Source organism: Streptomyces sp. NPDC041135, from assembly GCF_055592085.1.
Genome location: NZ_JBVIYZ010000003.1, coordinates 426,979 through 444,001, shown reverse-complemented (window position 1 = coordinate 444,001; position 17,023 = coordinate 426,979). Strand labels below are relative to the sequence as shown.

15 protein-coding genes are annotated in these 17,023 nt (G+C 74.4%); 7 read left to right on the top strand and 8 right to left on the bottom strand.

From position 1 onward, the window contains the following. Nucleotides 1-196: 196 nt before the first annotated feature. From ACZ6CZ_RS10195 to allB, 4 genes are all read right to left on the bottom strand, one after another. Nucleotides 197-1,105 (bottom strand): DMT family transporter, encoded by a 909-nt coding sequence (locus ACZ6CZ_RS10195; RefSeq protein WP_469017466.1) that lies wholly within the window; start codon nt 1,103-1,105, stop codon nt 197-199. 115 nt (nt 1,106-1,220) lie between these two features. Continuing rightward, nucleotides 1,221-2,036 carry an AIM24 family protein gene (locus ACZ6CZ_RS10190; protein WP_469017463.1) on the bottom strand — a complete coding sequence of 272 codons (816 nt, stop codon included), beginning with the start codon at nt 2,034-2,036 and terminating at the stop codon, nt 1,221-1,223. A gap of 142 nt (nt 2,037-2,178) precedes the next feature. Continuing rightward, on the bottom strand, nt 2,179-3,294 hold the full coding sequence (gene alc, locus ACZ6CZ_RS10185) for an allantoicase (protein WP_469017460.1): 1,116 nt from the start codon (nt 3,292-3,294) through the stop codon (nt 2,179-2,181). Nucleotides 3,295-3,361: 67 nt separating this feature from the next. Continuing rightward, nucleotides 3,362-4,699 carry an allantoinase AllB gene (gene allB, locus ACZ6CZ_RS10180; RefSeq protein WP_469017457.1) on the bottom strand — a complete coding sequence of 446 codons (1,338 nt, stop codon included), beginning with the start codon at nt 4,697-4,699 and terminating at the stop codon, nt 3,362-3,364. Nucleotides 4,700-4,934: 235 nt separating this feature from the next. On the opposite strand from allB, the gene ACZ6CZ_RS10175 reads away from it, so the two are divergent. After that, a complete protein-coding gene (locus ACZ6CZ_RS10175) occupies nt 4,935-5,732 on the top strand; it encodes an IclR family transcriptional regulator (protein WP_469017454.1) in 798 nt (265 codons plus the stop codon). A 92-nt stretch (nt 5,733-5,824) separates the two neighbouring features. Here ACZ6CZ_RS10175 and ACZ6CZ_RS10170 read toward each other — a convergent pair whose 3' ends face one another. After that, nucleotides 5,825-6,127, bottom strand: a complete 303-nt coding sequence (locus tag ACZ6CZ_RS10170; protein WP_469017452.1) for a DUF5955 family protein — start codon at nt 6,125-6,127, stop codon at nt 5,825-5,827. Between the two features lie 197 nt (nt 6,128-6,324). Between ACZ6CZ_RS10170 and ACZ6CZ_RS10165 the strand changes: the two genes are divergently transcribed. Then, nucleotides 6,325-6,936 (top strand): nucleotidyltransferase family protein, encoded by a 612-nt coding sequence (locus tag ACZ6CZ_RS10165; protein WP_469017449.1) that lies wholly within the window; start codon nt 6,325-6,327, stop codon nt 6,934-6,936. A gap of 234 nt (nt 6,937-7,170) precedes the next feature. Next, a complete protein-coding gene (gene aceB, locus ACZ6CZ_RS10160; protein ID WP_469017447.1) occupies nt 7,171-8,796 on the top strand; it encodes a malate synthase A in 1,626 nt (541 codons plus the stop codon). 16 nt (nt 8,797-8,812) lie between these two features. On the opposite strand, the gene ACZ6CZ_RS10155 is transcribed toward aceB, so the two are convergent. Together ACZ6CZ_RS10155 and ACZ6CZ_RS10150 are read right to left on the bottom strand one after the other, a co-directional pair. Next, nucleotides 8,813-9,718 carry a HipA family kinase gene (locus tag ACZ6CZ_RS10155; RefSeq protein WP_469017444.1) on the bottom strand — a complete coding sequence of 302 codons (906 nt, stop codon included), beginning with the start codon at nt 9,716-9,718 and terminating at the stop codon, nt 8,813-8,815. Nucleotides 9,719-9,740: 22 nt separating this feature from the next. Further along, on the bottom strand, nt 9,741-11,225 hold the full coding sequence (locus tag ACZ6CZ_RS10150; RefSeq protein ID WP_469017902.1) for an IucA/IucC family protein: 1,485 nt from the start codon (nt 11,223-11,225) through the stop codon (nt 9,741-9,743). Nucleotides 11,226-11,330: 105 nt separating this feature from the next. On the opposite strand from ACZ6CZ_RS10150, the gene ACZ6CZ_RS10145 reads away from it, so the two are divergent. Genes ACZ6CZ_RS10145 through ACZ6CZ_RS10135 form a run of 3 tightly spaced genes read left to right on the top strand, consistent with a single transcriptional unit; the run spans nt 11,331 to nt 14,958 of the window. Then, nucleotides 11,331-12,824 carry an IucA/IucC family protein gene (locus ACZ6CZ_RS10145; RefSeq protein WP_469017442.1) on the top strand — a complete coding sequence of 498 codons (1,494 nt, stop codon included), beginning with the start codon at nt 11,331-11,333 and terminating at the stop codon, nt 12,822-12,824. Nucleotides 12,825-12,880: 56 nt separating this feature from the next. After that, on the top strand, nt 12,881-14,143 hold the full coding sequence (locus ACZ6CZ_RS10140) for a VWA domain-containing protein (RefSeq protein WP_469017439.1): 1,263 nt from the start codon (nt 12,881-12,883) through the stop codon (nt 14,141-14,143). Further along, nucleotides 14,143-14,958: a hypothetical protein gene (locus tag ACZ6CZ_RS10135; protein WP_469017437.1), complete on the top strand. Its 816-nt coding sequence runs from the start codon at nt 14,143-14,145 to the stop codon at nt 14,956-14,958. The genes ACZ6CZ_RS10140 and ACZ6CZ_RS10135 overlap by 1 nt, the downstream gene beginning before the upstream one ends. Nucleotides 14,959-15,071: 113 nt before the next feature. Here ACZ6CZ_RS10135 and ACZ6CZ_RS10130 read toward each other — a convergent pair whose 3' ends face one another. Continuing rightward, nucleotides 15,072-15,707: a winged helix-turn-helix transcriptional regulator gene (locus ACZ6CZ_RS10130; RefSeq protein WP_469017434.1), complete on the bottom strand. Its 636-nt coding sequence runs from the start codon at nt 15,705-15,707 to the stop codon at nt 15,072-15,074. A gap of 86 nt (nt 15,708-15,793) precedes the next feature. On the opposite strand from ACZ6CZ_RS10130, the gene ACZ6CZ_RS10125 reads away from it, so the two are divergent. Continuing rightward, nucleotides 15,794-17,002, top strand: coding sequence for a pyridoxal phosphate-dependent aminotransferase (locus ACZ6CZ_RS10125; protein ID WP_469017431.1), 1,209 nt, complete (start codon nt 15,794-15,796; stop codon nt 17,000-17,002). The last annotated feature ends 21 nt before the right edge of the window (nt 17,003-17,023 follow it).

The following is a 17,023-nucleotide window of genomic DNA, read 5'->3' as shown; positions in this document are numbered from 1 at the left end:
GTGCACGGTCAACGCACGAGCGGCACGGCGGGTGCCCGGCTTCCCGCGGCGGGCGGCCGGCGCCCTGCCCTTCGTGTTCCTGCTCGCAGGGCGCGCGTCGTACACCGGCAGGGGCGGGCATTAGGGGGCGGCCGGGTCCGGCGGGGGCGCCCCTTAGGGGTGGCCGGCCGTCGCGTCCGGTGGGTCCCGCGGGGTGTCAGCCCGCCGCCCGGCGCCCCCACGCCGTCCCCAGCAGGACCAGCGCCCCGCCCGCGAGGCCCAGGAGCCCGAGCCGCTCCCCGCCGAGCGCGATCCCGGCCGCCGCGGCCCACAGCGGCTCGGTGCCCAGCAGCAGGCTGACCCGGGAGGGTGAGGTGCGGCGCACGGCCCACATCTGCACGAAGAACGCGAACAGGGTGCACAGCGCGGACAGGAACAGCAGGCCGGCCCACGCGCGGGGCCCGAAGCCGGCGGCCACGGTCCAGGGCGCCGGTCCGCCGCCCGCCGACAAGGCGGCGAAGACGGCGACGGCGGTGCCCAGCTGGACCGTCGTGAGGGACAGCGCGTCGGCGCCCCGGACGGCCCGGGCTCGGGACATGGCGAGCACGTGCAGCGTGCGGACGAGCGCGGCGAGCAGCATGAGGAGGTCGCCCGCGGAGGGCCGGGTGAAGCCGCCGGCCTGGGTGAGCAGGGCGACGCCGAGCACGGAGAGGGCCGCCGCGCCCAGGAAGGCCCGCGGGGGCCGGGTGCGGGTGACGGCGGCCTCGGCGAGCGGAGTGAAGACCATGGTCAGGCTGATGATGAGGCCGGCGTTGGTCGCCGAGGTGTGCACGACGCCGTAGGTCTCCAGCAGGAAGACACCGCTGAGGACGAGCCCGAGCAGGGCCGCGCCCCGCCACTGGACGCCCGTGAGGGCACGCAGGGACCGCCGTCCGGCGACGGCCAGCACGGGCAGCACGACGGCGAACCGCAGCACCAGGACGGCGAGCACGGTGCGCGCGGTGGTGATGTCCTTCGCGGTGAGGTAGCTGGCGCCCCAGAACACCGCGACGAGCAGGACGGGCAGGTCGGTGTGCCAGGCACGGCGGGGCGCCAGGGCGGCGCCCGGGACGGCGATCGACGACATGGGGGCGGCTCTCCCGGTCTCCGAGGGGCGGGGTGGAGACGTCGGCGGCTCGCACGCGGAAGCGCTCACCGTACCGGGCGCGATGATCTCCGGCCAGGGACTTTCACCGTCCGGGTCACCCGGTGTGGGTGGAGAACAGTCCGCCGGTCGGGCCCTGCTTGTCGCCGCCCTGGGCCTTCCTCAGGGCGTTGGCCAGGCTCTCGATGGTCAGGGACTGCAAAATGACCCGGCCGTGGCCCTCCAGGGTGGCCAGGGACAGGCCCTCGCCGCCGAACACCGCGTTCATGATGCCCTGCCGGTCGAGGCCGCCGATGCGCTGGACGCCGTACTGGATGCCCTCCTCGAAGGCGACCACGCAGCCGGTGTCGACCTCGATGCGGCCGCCGAAGTCGGCCGGGTTCAGGTCGATGAAGTTGCCGGCGCCCGCGATGATCACGGTGCCCCGGCCGGTGAACTTCTCCAGGACGAAGCCCTCACCGCCGCTGGTGCCGGTGCGTCCGCCCCGGAAGGCGATGCCGAAGTCGACGGTGGACTCGGCGGCCACGAAGGCGTCCTTCTCGGCGAACCAGGCGCGTGTGCCGTCCAGCTCCAGGGCGCGCATCTCCCCGGGCAGCACGCCCGCGAAGCCGACGGTGCCCTGGCCGCCCTGGGCGGTGAAGTACTGGAACGCCAGCGACTCGCCGGCCAGCATCCGCTGGCCCGCCTGCATGGCAGTGCCCATGGCCTGGCGCAGCATGCCGCCCATGCCGCCGCTGCCGCCCGCGCCGTCGGGCTGCCGGCCGCCGGACGGCCCGGACAGCCGCGTCTCCATGGTCACGTTCACCGTCTTGAACAGGAACTTCCCCGCCTCGCAGTACACGGTCTGCCCGGGGTGCAGGTTGACGACCGCCATCTGCATGGCGGTACCGACGATGTCTTGCTGAAGAGTCACGGGAGGGGAACGCCGCGGACGGAGTCAGAAGTTCCGGCCCGCCCGGGACGCCTGTCCCGGCGCCGCCGCCGGCTGCGGGCGACGCGTGGGGCGCACCGGTGCTGTCGAGCCGGTGCGCCCACGCGCGCGCGTGCGGGGGGTGTCAGCCGCCCAGTTCCTGGTGGCGGGCGGCCAGCCCGGCCGCGCCGTCCTCGGTCGGCGAGCCGAACAGGCGCAGCCGGGAGATGCCGCCGTCGGGGAAGATGTCCACGCGCGCGTGCGTGCCGACGGCCGGCTCCGGGAGGACGAAGCGGTGGTTGGTGTCGGGCTGGAGGCGGGTGCGCGGCAGGATCTCCCGCCAGGCGCCGTCCTCGCCGTCGCGCACCGACACGGCGGCCCAGCCCGCGCTGTTGCCCTTGAGGTAGGCGGTGTCGATCTCGACGGCGCGGATCCGGGACTGCGCGGCCAGCCGGTAGCGGATCCAGTCGTTGCCCCGGTCGCGGCGGCGGCGGGTCTCCCAGCCGTCGTCCATCTTGCGGGAGCGGCCCGGCTGGATGGTGTTGGTGGCCGGGGAGTAGAAGCGGTCGGAGGCGTCCTCGACCTGGCCGCCGTTCTCCAGGGCGACCACGTCGAAGGTGCCCAGGACGGCCAGCCACGCCGGGTCGGGGACGACCTCGCCGTACACCCGCAGCCGGGCGATGCCGCCGTCGGGGTGCTGGTTGACGCGCAGGTGGGTGAAGCGCTGCTCGGCACGGACGGCGAACCCGTTCGCCGCATGGCCGCCGACGGCCGTGCGCGGTACGAGCGTCGTCCACTTGACGTCGCCGGACAGCAGCTCCCGCGGCGACGGCGAGCCGGGCACCGAGGCGCCCTCGACCGACACGGCCTGCGGGTGGTTGCCGCGGAAGTGGGCGGTGTCGACGACGATGCCGCGGATCACGCCAGGGGCGCCCAGGCGTACCAGTGCCCAGTCGTGGTCCTCGGCGGTGGGCCAGGGGTCCTCGGCGCCGGTGCCGCGGCGGCGGCGGGTCTCCCAGCCGTCCATGATCTTGCCCTTGTGCCCGAAGTGCTCGGGGTCGAACTCGGCCCGCCCGGGCACCAGCAGGTTCTCGCGCTGGGCGAAGAACTCGTCGTTGGCGGCGATGACACCGGCACCGAGCCGCCGGTCGGCGAGGTCGGCGTACCGGGTGAAGGGGAAGTCGGCGGTGCGGTAGTCAGCGTAGGGGTCGCCGCCTCCGTAGGGGTTCGCGTCGCCGGTGAAGCTCGGTATCGCCGTCACGGTGATCAGGGGATCCTTTCGGGAGTCGGCCGCTGCGGTCGCGGAGGTCGGGAAGAGGTGGCCGGGGTCAGTGCGGGCGGGTGAGCAGCCGGCCCTTCGGCGCGGTGAAGCGGCCGTCCGCGAGGACGGGTTCGCCGCGCAGCCAGGTCGACCTCACCACGCCGGACAGCGTTCTGCCCGCGTAGGCGGTGACGCGGTTGCGGTGCTGGAGGCCGGCCGGGTCGACGGTGAAGGTCTCGTCGGGGGCGAGGACGGCGAAGTCGGCGTCGCGGCCCACCGCGATGGCGCCCTTGCGGTCCAGGCCGGCGAGTTCCGCCGTGCGCGTGGACATCCAGCGGACCACGTCCTCCAGGCCGTGTCCGCGTTCGCGGGCGGCCGTCCAGACGGCCGGCAGGCTGAGCTGGAGCCCGGAGATGCCGCCCCAGGCGGTGGCGAAGTCGTCCGTCTTGAGGTCGGCGGTGGAGGGCGAGTGGTCGGTGACGACGCAGTCGATCGTGCCGTCCGCGAGCGCCTGCCACAGCAGGTCCTGGTTGGCGGCCTCGCGGATGGGCGGGCAGCACTTGAACTCGCTGGCGCCGTCGGGGACCTCCTCGGCGGTCAGGGTGAGGTAGTGCGGGCAGGTCTCCACGGTGACCCGCACGCCCTCGGCGCGGGCGGCGGCGATCAGCGGCAGCGCGTCGGCGGAGGACAGGTGCAGGACGTGCACGCGCGCGTCGAGGCGCCTGGCCCGGTCGATGAGGCCGGCGATGGCCGTGTCCTCGGCGTCGTGCGGGCGGGAGGCGAGGAAGTCGGCGTACTTGGGGCCGGGGCGCTGCGGGGCGGCGGCCAGGTGGTGCGGGTCCTCGGCGTGCACGATCAGCAGGCCGTCGAAGCCGGCGATCTCGGCCATGGACCGGGCCAGCCCGTCCTGGTCGAGGTGGGGGAACTCGTCCACGCCGGAGGGCGACAGGAAGGCCTTGAAGCCGAACACCCCGGCGTCGTGCAGCGGGCGCAGGTCCTTGACGTTGCCGGGCAGCGCGCCGCCCCAGAAGCCGACGTCGACGTGCGCCTTGTCCCGGGCCACGTCCTGCTTGGTGCGCAGGTGGGGGACGGTGGTGGTCGGCGGGAGGGAGTTGAGCGGCATGTCGATCAGGGTGGTGATGCCGCCGGCCGCCGCGGCGCGGGTGGCGGTCCAGAAGCCCTCCCACTCGGTGCGGCCGGGATCGTTGACGTGGACGTGGGTGTCGACCAGGCCGGGCAGCAGGACGTCGTCGCCGAGGTCCGTCAGCCGGGCGCCGGCCGGCACCCCGGCGTCGTACGGCAGGACGGCGGTGATCGTGCCGGCGGAGACGGCGACCGTGGCCGGCCGCGTCCCTTCCGGGGTGATGACGCGCGTCGAGCGCAGCACCAGTTCGGCGTCGGACACCCGTACCCCTCTCTACGGAGCATGAAATTCAACGAACTGTTGAAGAAGTCTTCACTCCCGCTCGGGCGCCGTCAAGAGGCACACTTCTGGACGGCGGACCCCGAGTGCCCACTCTGGACGTTTCCACAAAGCGGAATTACAATTCCGATAGACAGAACGTAGCTACGTCCAAGCGGGGAGTCAACCGGCCGCCGGGTAGGCTTCTGCCCTTCCGCCAGTTCGAAAGGAACGTGCCGTGCCGACGTCCAGCGCCAGCACCACCGACTCCGCCCGGTCCGCCAACGGCGGCGGGGTCCAGTCCCTCGAGCGCGCCTTCGATCTGCTCGAGCGGATGGCGGACGCGGGCGGCGAGGTCGGCCTCAGCGAGCTGTCCGCGACCAGCGGGCTGCCCCTGCCGACCATCCACCGGCTGATGCGCACGCTCGTCGCCTGCGGATACGTACGCCAGCAGCCGAACCGCCGCTACGCCCTCGGCCCGCGCCTGATCCGCCTCGGCGAGTCCGCGTCCCGGCTGCTGGGCACCTGGGCACGGCCCTACCTGGCGCGACTGGTGGAGGAGACCGGCGAGACGGCGAACATGGCGCTGCTGGACGGCGACGAGATCGTGTACGTGGCCCAGGTGCCGTCGAAGCACTCGATGCGCATGTTCACCGAGGTCGGGCGCCGGGTGCTGCCGCACTCCACGGGCGTGGGCAAGGCCCTGCTGGCCGGGGTGCCGGACGACGAGGTGCGCGCCCTGCTCGCCCGGACGGGCATGCCGGCCGCGACGGACCGGACCATCACCACACCGGACGGCTTCCTCGCCGCCCTCCAGGACGTGCGCAGCCAGGGGTACGCCGTCGACGACAGCGAGCAGGAGGTGGGCGTGCGCTGCCTGGCGGTGTCGGTCCCCGACTCCCCCACCGCGGCCGCCATCTCGATCTCCGGCCCGGCCGGCCGCGTCACCGAATCGGCCACCGGCCGGATCATCCCGGTGCTCCAGCAGGTCGCCGACGAGCTGTCCGCCGCACTGGTCAGCCAGGGACAGGGCTGAGCCCAGGGCCCGTCCGCCCGGACGCCCGGGCGGGGCACACCCGCCACCAGGTCCGCGGGGCCACTCCGGCCCGGTTCGCGCTCCCGCGGTTCCTACCGCCGCGGCGGCTCGCCGAAGAGGTCCACGGCGGCGCGTACCTCCGACAGGTCCCGCGCCAGCGCGCTGACCGAGCCGACCGCGCCCGCGACCAGTAACAGGGAGCGGCGCAGGCGCCGGATCTCCGGCACGCCCCCGGCGGCCGTCGCGGCCAGCGCCGCCAGTTCGTCCTCGGCGACGGCCCGGTCGGGGAACCCCGCGGGGAGCGCGGCGAGTCCGCGGCGCAGCCGCGACACCGCCGTCCGCAGCCGCGCCACCCGCACGTCCTCGTCGCCGCCGGTCACCGGCCTCTGCTCCACGTCGTGCAACACAGTCCGCCCCCTCACGCCTCGCCCGCGCCCGCACCCCGCGATCCCCCCGTCGCCCCGGTGGCGTCGGTCAGGCGCCGGGGACGCGGGTCAGTAAACGCCACCCGGCGCCGCACGCGCCACAGCGCGGACCGAAATTCAGCCCCCCGCGACCGGCCGCCCGTCCCGGCGTCGGGTATGCAGGACGGATGACGGACAACCAGGACCAGCGCGCCCCCGAGGTGGCCGGGCTGCTGCTCGCCGCCGGCGGCGGCAGACGGCTCGGCGGACGGCCCAAGGCACTGCTCGAACACCGGGGCCGCCCGCTGGTGGAGCACGCGGTCGGGGTGCTGCGCGCGGCCGGCTGCGCCCGCGTCCACGTCGTCCTCGGCGCCCGGGCGGAGGAGGTGCGCGAACGGGCCGACCTCACCGGCTGCGTGCTGGTGGACAACCCCGGCTGGGCCGGGGGCATGGGCTCCTCGCTGCGTGCCGGACTCGCCTCGCTGGCCGGCACCGGCGTGCCGGCGGCCGTGGTCAGCCTGGTGGACCAGCCGGGCATCGGGGCGCGGGCGGTGGCCCGGGTGCTGGCCGCGGCCGGGGACGAGACGTCCCTGGTGTGCGCCGCCTACGACGGGGTGCGCGGCCATCCGGTGCTGTTCGGCTCCGCCCACTGGGCCGGTGTCGCCGAGGCCGCCACGGGGGATCGCGGCGCGCGCGCCTACCTCGCGGCGCGGGAGCGGCAGATCCGGCTCGTGGAGTGCGGCGACGTGGCCGAGCCGTACGACATCGACACCGCCGAGGATCTGGCGCGCCTGGAGTGAACCTCCGGTGAGCGGGGTGGCACCGAGCGCCACCTTGCCTCGACCCGGAGAATCTCGATATCAACAAACCATTGAACTTCCACCATGAGGAAACTATTATCCACTGTTCAGAAGCGCCTGGCCGCTCCGCGGGCGCCTTATGCCCCTGTTCCTGCCCCTTGGCACCCAGTGCCAGGGCATGGTGGCGTTGCCCATGGTTCGCTGAAACAGCTCGCTCGAAGGAAGTGACCGCTCATGTCCGCACCAGCGCCGTCCCCGCTGGCCATCGTCGACGCCGAGCCCCTGCCCCGGCAGGACGAGGTCCTCACCGACGCGGCGCTCGCCTTCGTGGCCGAGCTGCACCGGCGGTTCACGCCGCGCCGTGACGAACTCCTCGCCCGCCGCGCGGAGCGCCGCGCCGAGATCGCCCGCACCTCCACGCTCGACTTCCTGCCGGAGACCGCCGCGATCCGCGCGGACGACTCCTGGCGGGTCGCCCCCGCCCCGGCCGCGCTGAACGACCGCCGGGTGGAGATCACCGGCCCCACCGACCGCAAGATGACCGTCAACGCCCTCAACTCGGGTGCGCGCGTCTGGCTCGCCGACTTCGAGGACGCCTCCGCGCCCACCTGGGAGAACGTGGTCCTCGGCCAGCTGAACCTGATCGACGCCTACACCCGCCGCATCGACTTCACCGACCCGCGCTCGGGCAAGTCCTACGCCCTGCGCCCGCAGGAGGAGCTGGCGACGGTCGTGATGCGCCCGCGCGGCTGGCACCTCACCGAACGGCACCTCACCGACGCCGGCGGCCGTCCGGTGCCCGGCGCCCTGGTCGACTTCGGGCTGTACTTCTTCCACAACGCCCAGCGCCTGCTGGACCTCGGCAAGGGCCCCTACTTCTACCTGCCGAAGACCGAGTCGCACCTCGAGGCCCGCCTGTGGAACGACGTGTTCGTCTTCGCCCAGGACTACGTCGGCATCCCGCAGGGCACCGTCCGCGCCACCGTGCTGATCGAGACGATCACGGCCGCGTACGAGATGGAGGAGATCCTCTACGAACTGCGCGAGCACGCCTCCGGGCTGAACGCCGGCCGCTGGGACTACCTGTTCTCCATCGTCAAGAACTTCCGTGACGGCGGGGAGAAGTTCGTGCTGCCGGACCGCAACGCGGTGACGATGACCGCCCCGTTCATGCGGGCGTACACCGAACTGCTGGTGCGCACCTGCCACAAGCGCGGCGCGCACGCCATCGGCGGCATGGCGGCCTTCATCCCGTCCCGGCGCGACGCCGAGGTCAACAAGGTGGCGTTCGAGAAGGTCCGCGCCGACAAGGACCGCGAGGCCGGCGACGGCTTCGACGGCTCCTGGGTCGCCCACCCCGACCTGGTCCCGATCGCCATGGAGTCCTTCGACAAGGTCCTCGGCGACCGGCCGAACCAGAAGGACCGGCTGCGCGAGGACGTCCACGTCGAGGCGGCCGACCTGATCGCCGTCGACTCCCTCGACGCCCGGCCGACGTACCCGGGCCTGGTCAACGCCGTCCAGGTCGGCATCCGCTACATCGAGGCCTGGCTGCGCGGCCTCGGCGCGGTCGCCATCTTCAACCTGATGGAGGACGCGGCCACCGCCGAGATCTCCCGCTCGCAGATCTGGCAGTGGATCAACGCCGGCGTCGAGTTCGAGAACGGCGAGAAGGCGACGCCCGAGCTGGCCCGCGAGGTCGCGGCCCAGGAGCTGGCCCGCATCCGCGAGGAGCTGGGCGAGGAGGCCTTCGCGGCCGGGCACTGGCAGCAGGCCCACGACCTGCTGCTCCAGGTCTCCCTCGACGAGGACTACGCCGACTTCCTCACCCTGCCGGCCTACGAGCGGCTCAAGGGCTGACGGGCGGCCGCCCGGCTCATCCCAGGTGCGCCGACCAGTCCTGCCGGGCGGCGGGCTTCCCATGCAGGTCGGGGACGTGCCGGAGCCAGTCGGGGCGGGCCCGCCGGCTCCGCGCGGCGCGCCGGGCGTCCTCGTCCGCCAGCTCCTCGCGGCCGGGGAAGTCGGTCGGCAGCCAGTCGGCCGACGCCCGCACCCGCGCGAGCAGGTAGGCGACGTACGCCTCCCGCATCCGCTCCGGGGTGGCGAAGTCGGTCAGCCAGGCGTCGGGCACCTCGGCGACGACCGCGCGCAGCAGCTCCTCGGTCACCCGGGGGGCGAGCGCGGCGTCGGCGGCGCGGACGTCGGGCCCGTACCGCCCGAGGGCGTGGTGCCGGAAGTCGTACGCCTTCCGCGGTTCCGAGGTGTCCCAGCGGTGGTGGAAGACGAGGGCGGCGCCGTGGTCGATCAGCCACAGCCGCGGCGGCGCGACGCCGAGCGTGGGCCAGACCATCAGGTTCGAGCTGTGGACCGTGCGGTCGACGTTGACGGTGAGGGCGTCCAGCCAGACGATCCGGCCCGCCTCCAGCGGGTCGACGTCGAAGACCTCCGCGACCTCGGGGGTGAAGTCCCGGGCGCCCGGCAGCCAGTCCATGCCCAGGTTGACGCCCGCGCTGGCGCCGTGCAGCTCCCGCACCTCCTGGAGGGGCTCGTCCGCCGCGATGGCCGGGTCGAAGTGCGCCAGCACCAGCTCCGGGAAGCGCAGTCCGAGCGCCCGCGCCAGCTCGCCCACGATCACCTCGGCGACCAGCGCCTTGCGCCCCTGCGCCGAACCGGTGAACTTCACGACGTAGGTGCCGAGGTCGTCGGCCTCCACGACCGCGGGGACGGAGCCGCCGGACCGCAGCGGGGTCACGTATCGCAGGGCAGTCACGTCGCGCAGCACACCCGCAAGGGTAAGTCAGCGCTCACCCGGACAGCGGATTGGGCAGCGGCAGGTAGCGGGCGTCGGCGCCGTCCGCGCCGGTCCAGCGCAGCAGCAGGTTGGTCTTGCCGGGCAGGGTGGGGGCGGCCAGCAGCGCCGGGATCTCCGGCAGGGGGTGCCGGGCGAGTTCGCGGCGGGCGGCGGGCCAGGGGTCGAACCCGGGGTGCCGCTCGGCCAGGGCGGCGGCGATCTCGGTGAGGTGGTTGACGACCAGGCAGTACACCAGCCGCTCCCACCCCTCGGCCCGGGTGACCTCCGGCAACAGCTTGACGCCCTCGGCGTCCCGGAACAGCGCCCGCACGGGCAGACCGGCCGCGTCCACGGCGATCAGGCAGTTCTGCAGGTGCGCCTCCAGGACGACGCCGTGGTCGGCGAAGGCGGTCAGCGCGGGCGGCACGACCTGGCGCAGGTACGCCTCCCACCAGGCGGCCGGATCGGGGGCGGCGGTGAGCGGGTCGCCGTCGAAGCCCTCCGCGAGGGCGGCGGCCAGCAGCGGGGTCGCGCCGGGCGGCAGGTGGCCGCGCAGCCCGTCGCGGACCAGGACGGCGAGTTCCTCGAAGGCGAAGCGGGCGGTGCGGTAGCCGCGGTCGGCGAGCCAGGCCGCCGGGGAGCCGTCCGCCGCGAGGGCGAGCCGGGCGGCCCGGTCGGCGCGGCCCAGCCGGCGCAGGTCGTGGCGCCACAGGCGGCGGATGTCGTTGGTGATGCGGACGTCGAGGCTGAACTTCAGGAACAGGTCGCGGCCGGGCTCGTACACGGTGCGCACGGCCGCCGTCGGCCAGACCTCGAAGGAGGTGGTGCCCAGCCGGAGCAGCCGGCCGTCGGCGAGGGCCGGGGCGAGCACGGGGGCGACGAGGTCGAGCTGCCAGGGGTGGGCGGGCAGCAGCCGGTAGCCGGGCGGGGCGCTGCCCAGGGCGTCCAGCGCGCCGGTGTCGCCCTCCTCGGCCACCTGGTCCTCGCGCACGCCCAGCAGCGCCAGCGGGAAGCGGGCGTGCGCCTCGGGGGCGTACGGCAGCCAGGCGGTGACCGGGCCGCCGCCGCGGGCCTTGGGGGCGGGGTGGTAGGGGTGGCCGGTGATCAGGGACTGCTCCGAGCACAGATAGCGGTCGGCGGGCGGGGTGGCCCGGGCGCGGGCGGCGAGCAGCGCGGCGACCGCCTCCCAGCTGTCGATCATCTCGGTGGGCAGGTCGTCGTTGGGGACCCCGGTGTGCCGGCGCAGCTCCTCGGCCACCAGTTTGACCAGTTCCGTGTGGTCCAGGCGGTGCCAGGCGCCCCGCGCGCGCACCTCGGGGGCGGTGGGCCGGCGGCCGGGGCGCACCCGCAGCAGCCGGCCGCTGCCCGGCAGCCGGTGGACCGGACCGTCCCCGGCGGCGGCCGGGACCGGCTGGGCCACCTCGCGCAGCAGGCAGTTGAGCAGCGGGGCGGCCGCGTAGGCGTCGGCGCGCTCCGCGTCGGGGTCGCTGGGGGGCATGGGGTCCACGCGGATCCACTTTTCTGACGTCCGGGTCCGATCGCGATCAGTATGTCTTCTGTGCTGTCCGCTTCCGTGCTGTCCGGCCGACATGAGGAGCCCTCCGTGTACCGTCCCCCCGCCGCCGAGACCGAGGTCGCCGAGGAACTCGCCGCGGTGCGCCCCGCCCTGGTGGCCCGTTACGCGGCCGAGCTGCCCGGAGCGCGTGCCGCCGTGCTGACCCGGCTGTGGCGGGCCCTGGCCCATGAGCCGCTGCCCTGGATCACCGGCCGGTCGGCCGGGGCCGGGGGCCTGGCCCTGCGGCTCGCGGACGGGCGGACCCTGGACGGCCCGCCCGCCGACCCGTACGCGACCGGCGCGTACGTCACCGAGGTCCGGGCGGCGGGGGTGCGCCACGACGATCCGGCGCGTCTGATGGCGGACCTGGCGGTACCGCACGGAACGTCCTTCGCGGCCGAACTCGCGCACAGCGTCGCTTCGTTGGCGCTGTCCCGGGCCAACCGGGAGGATCACCCGAAGGAGTGGCCGGCGGCGGACTGGGAGTGGGAGCAGCGGGTGGTGGACGGGCATCCGTTCCACCCGGGCTGCCGTTCCCGGCCGGGGTTCACGGTGGCGGACGAGCTGGCCTACGGGCCGGAGCACCGGCCGGTGGTGGAGCTGGGGACGGTGCCGGTCGCGGCGGCGCAGTGCCTGGTGTCGGGGTCGTGGCCGGACGAACTGCGCGACCGCGAGCGGCTGTTGATCCCGGTGCACCCGTGGCAGGCGGCCCACGTGCTCAAGCGCGACTGCGACCGCTGGCGGCCGGCGCATCCGCTGATGTCGCTGCGCACACTGGCCCTGGCCGGCGGGCCGCAGGTGAAGACCGCGCTGAGCGCCCGGCTGACCTCGTCGGTGCGGGACATCTCCCGGTACTCGGTCGGCGCGGCGGCGGCCCTGTCGTCGTTCGCGGCCGGCCTGGCGGCCCGCACCGACGGGCTGCTGCACGTCACCCGCACGCTGGGCGCGGTGACGGCCGGCTCCCCCGACCTGGCGGCGATGCTGCGCGAGTCGCCGCTGCGGTACGCGGCGCCGGGCGAGCACGTGCTGCCGGTGGCCGCGCTCCCGGCCACCGGACTGCCCGCGTCCCCCGGCTGGCAGGCCGCGTTCACCCGGCTCGCCCTGACCGTCGGGCTACGCCTGCTGGACCTCGGGGTGGCGCTGGAGGCGCACGGCCAGAACCTCCTGGTCGTCCTGTCCGCGTCCGGCACCCCGCTGCGGCTTGTCTACCGCGACCTCGCCGACGTCCGGATCAGCCCCGCCCGCCTCACCCGGCACGGCATCGCACCACCACCCCTGACGGGCCGTCTGGTCACCGACGACCAAGCCGCGCTGCGCCGCAAGCTGTTCGGCTCCCTGGTGGCCGGGGCGCTGGCCGCGACGGCGGGCTCCCAAGCGGCGCTGGGCGCGGCGCTGCGGGCGGCCGTACCCGGGCTGCCGTCCACGCCCGACCTGACGGCGCTGTGCGAACAGCCGCTTCCGGCCAAGGCGCTGACGCTGATGCGGCTGTCCCCCGAGAGCCCGGGCGACCTGTGGACCGCCTTGCCGAACCCGCTGTGCTGAGCGGCCCGGGACGGGCCGTTTTGGAGCACGGCGCATCCGGTCAATAAGATCCGCCGATGATCACAAGACAACGGCTGGCGGCGGGAGTCGGTGCCCTCCTCGCCGTCCTGACGGCCGGGATCGCGTTCCCGCTCCCGGCGGCCGCCGGCGAGACGGACCAGGCCGCCCCCAAGGTGGAACTGGTGCTGGACGTCAGCGGGTCCATGCGCACGCGGGACATCGACGGCGGGACGCGGATGGCCGCCGCGAAGCAGGCGTTCAACGAGGTGCTCGACGCCACCCCGGAGGAGGTCCGGCTCGGCATCCGCACACTCGGCGCGAACTACCGCGGCGACGACCGCAGAACGGGCTGCCAGGACACCGCACAGCTCTACCCGGTCGGCCCGCTGGACCGCACCGAGGCGAAGACGGCGGTGGCCACGCTGTCACCGACCGGCTGGACCCCCATCGGTCCCGCGCTGCGCAAGGCGGCCACCGACCTCGACGGCGGGGACGGCACCCGCCGGATCGTGCTGATCAGCGACGGCGAGGACACCTGCCAGCCGCTCGACCCGTGCGAGGTGGCCCGCGAGATAGCCGCCAAGGGCATCGGGCTGACCATCGACACCCTCGGCCTGGTGCCGGACGCCAAGACCCGCGACCAGCTCAGCTGCATCGCGGACGCGACCGGCGGCACCTACACCTCCGTGCAGCACAAGGAGGAACTCAGCGACCGGGTCGGCCAGCTGGTGGACCGGGCCGCCGATCCGGTGGTGACGCCGGTGGCCGCCGAGGGCGCCGGCGAGTGCGCGAAGGCGCCCGCCCTGAAGTCCGGTCTGTACAGCGACCGCGAGGAGTTCGGGCAGCAGCGCTGGTACCGGGTCGACCTCGACCCCGGCCAGGAGCTGCGGGCCTCGGTGAGCGTGGCGGCGGACCGGGCCGTGAACCCCCACTACGGGGTGCTGCTGCGGGCCGTCACGGAGCACGGCCGGGAGATCGTGCGGGGCGAGTCGGCGGGCACCGGCCGTACGGACGTGATCTCGGCGGGGCTGCGCTATCCGCGGCCGGAGAGCGACGACGACACGGCGACCGCCGAAGCCGTCTGCCTCCAGGTCACCCACTCCTTCTCGGCGGCCGCGGGCGTGAAGACGACCCCGGGCCTGCCGCTGGAGCTGACGGTGGACGTCGTGGACGGACCGTCCCCGGCGCACGACGTGGCCGCCTTCGGTCTCGGGCGCGGCTGGTGGCTGCTGGGCGCGCTGGTACTGACCGGCTTCGTCGCGGGTCTGCTGTGGGGCTGGCTGTCACGCTGGCGGGTCGCGGTCTGGAGGACCAACTGATGCGTATCACCCGGGTGCTGAGCACCCTCCTGCTGACCCTCCCGCTGGCCGCCGGCCTGACCGCCGGGGCGGCCGCGGCCGACTCCTCGCCCTCGCCCGGCGCCTCGGACGACGCCGCCGCCCCCACCCAGGCGGGCACCTCGTTCCGCACCGCGGCCGAGATCGACCAGGGGCAGCGGGCCACCGCGTCCGGCTCGGCCGGCGACTACCTGTACTGGTCGTTCCCGGCCGACACGGGTCAGCGCCCGACCGTGAAGGCGACGGTCCGGCTGCCCGGCAGGCACGCCGCCCAGACCTGGCAGATCGACGTGTACGACGGTCTGCGGCGCCGCCAGGCCTGCCAGTACGGCGCCCAGACCCGCACCGCCGCCGAGGGCACCGCCTCGGTGGACCTCGCCTGCGTGCTGCGCACGGTGCGCGCCTGGTCGGAGCCGTGGGCCGACGACCCGCTGCCCGGCACGTACTACCTCCGGCTGACCGTGGTGAACCTCGGACAGGGCGACCTGGGCCAGCCGGTGAACGCCGAGGTCCGCGTCGACTCCAAGGACGTCGGGGGCGCGGCGGCCGTGGACGGCTCGCTGGCGAAGCCCCTGGTCCCGGGGATCGCGGTGAAGTCCGCCGACGACGAGGACGAGTCCGGTTCGCAGGCCGTGCTGTCGGCCGTCGACCCCGACGACGGCTGGTCCTCCGGCTGGTGGACCGGCCGGTGGGTGTGGACGGCCGTCGGCGGTGTGCTGGCCGCGCTGGCGGGCATCGGCGGCTACGCGCTGACCCGCGGCGCCGGACGGCCGTCCCGGGTGCCGCCGGGCGCCTGACCCCTCTCCCTCACCCCCGTCACGGCACCGGAAGGCCCGCCCCCGCGGCGGGCCTTCTCGTTTCCCGGGCGGCGCGTGTCCCGCGCCGCCGGGTCGCCTCTCAGCCGGTCGCCTCAGCGGTCCCGGGACTCCCGCAGGGCCTTGGCGACGGCGCCGTCCCCGGACACCTCGATCCGCCCGTCGCGGACCGCCTCCCGCAGGCTCGACTCGCCCCGGGCGACCGCGGCGCAGGTGGCGGAATCCATGACCAGCCGGGCGTCCGGTTCACCGGGGGCCCGCCCCTCGCCGTACACGGGTCCGGACTCCGCGCCGGCGTACAGGTGGAACTCGCCCTCCTCCAAGGACACTTCGACCAGACCGGTGCCCTCGATGCCGCGCAGCAGCGGCAGCGCGAACCAGTGGGCGCGCACCGCGTCGGTGGGCCGGCGCTCCCCCAGCTCGGCCTGCCCCCATGCGCCGAGGGCCTGCAGCACGGGCAGCAACGCGGCTCCGCGCGGGGTGAGTTCGTAGACGTAGGCGGCTCCCGGGGGCGGCAGCCGCCGCCGGGTGGTCAGTCCGTCCCGCTCGGTGTCCTTCAGCCGCGAGGCGAGGACGTCGGTGCTCACGCCGGGCAGGTCCGCGTGCAGGTCCGTGTAGCGGCGGGGGCCGCCCAGCAGCTCCCTGACGATCAGCAGGGTCCAGCGGTCGCCGACGAGATCGAGGGCGCGGGCGGCGGAACAGTACTGGTCGTAGCTTCGGCGCGGTGACATGCGACGCAGTCTAGACATGTTGTTGGACTTTCCAAGCTCGAACTTGGTAAAACCAAGCAACACATCAACCGGAGGGGCGAGCGCGCATGGAGTTCCGGCAGTCGAACAAGCTCAGCGAGGTCTGCTACGAGATCCGCGGCCCGGTGATCGAGCACGCCGACGCGCTGGAGAAGGCGGGCCACAGCGTGCTGCGCCTGAACACGGGCAACCCCGCGCTCTTCGGCTTCGAGGCGCCGGAGGAGATCCTCCAGGACATGATCCGGATGCTGCCGCGGGCCCACGGCTACACGGACTCGCGCGGCGTCCTCTCCGCCCGCCGGGCGGTAGCCCAGCGCTACCAGACGCTCGGCCTCGAGGTCGGCGTCGACGACGTCTTCCTCGGCAACGGCGTCTCCGAGCTGGTGTCGATGGCCGTGCAGGCACTGGTGGAGGACGGCGACGAGATCCTCGTCCCGGCCCCCGACTTCCCCCTGTGGACGGCCGTCACCACGCTCGCCGGCGGCACCGCGGTGCACTACCTCTGCGACGAGCGGGCCGAGTGGTACCCGGACCTCGCCGACATGGCCGCGAAGATCACGGACCGCACCAAGGCCATGGTGATCATCAACCCGAACAACCCCACCGGCGCCGTCTACCCGAAGGAGATCGTCGAGGGCATGCTCGACCTCGCCCGCCGGCACGGCCTGATGGTCTTCGCGGACGAGATCTACGACCAGATCCTGTACGACGACGCGGTCCACCACTCGGCCGCCGCCCTCGCCCCCGACCTGGTGGTGCTCACCTTCTGCGGCCTGTCCAAGACCTACCGGGTGGCGGGCTTCCGCTCCGGCTGGCTGGTCGTCACCGGCCCCAGGCAGCACGCGCGCGACTACCTGGAGGGCCTGACCATGCTGGCCTCCATGCGCCTGTGCCCCAACGCGCCCGCCCAGTACGCCATCCAGGCGGCGCTCGGCGGCCGCCAGTCCATCCGCGAACTCACCGCCCCGGGCGGGCGGCTGCGCGAGCAGCGCGACGTGGCCTGGGAGCGGCTCAACGAGATCCCGGGGGTCTCCTGCGTCCGGCCCAAGGGCGCGCTGTACGCCTTCCCGCGCCTGGACCCCAAGGTCCACCGCATCCACGACGACGAGAAGTTCGTCCTGGACCTGCTGCTCCAGGAGAAGATCCAGGTCGTCCAGGGCACCGGCTTCAACTGGCCCGCACCCGACCACTTCCGCATCCTGACCCTCCCGCACGCGGAGGACCTGGAGGCGGCGATCGGCCGGATCGGCCGGTTCCTCAGCGGCTACCGGCAGTAGCGGGCCCGGGCGGACGGATGC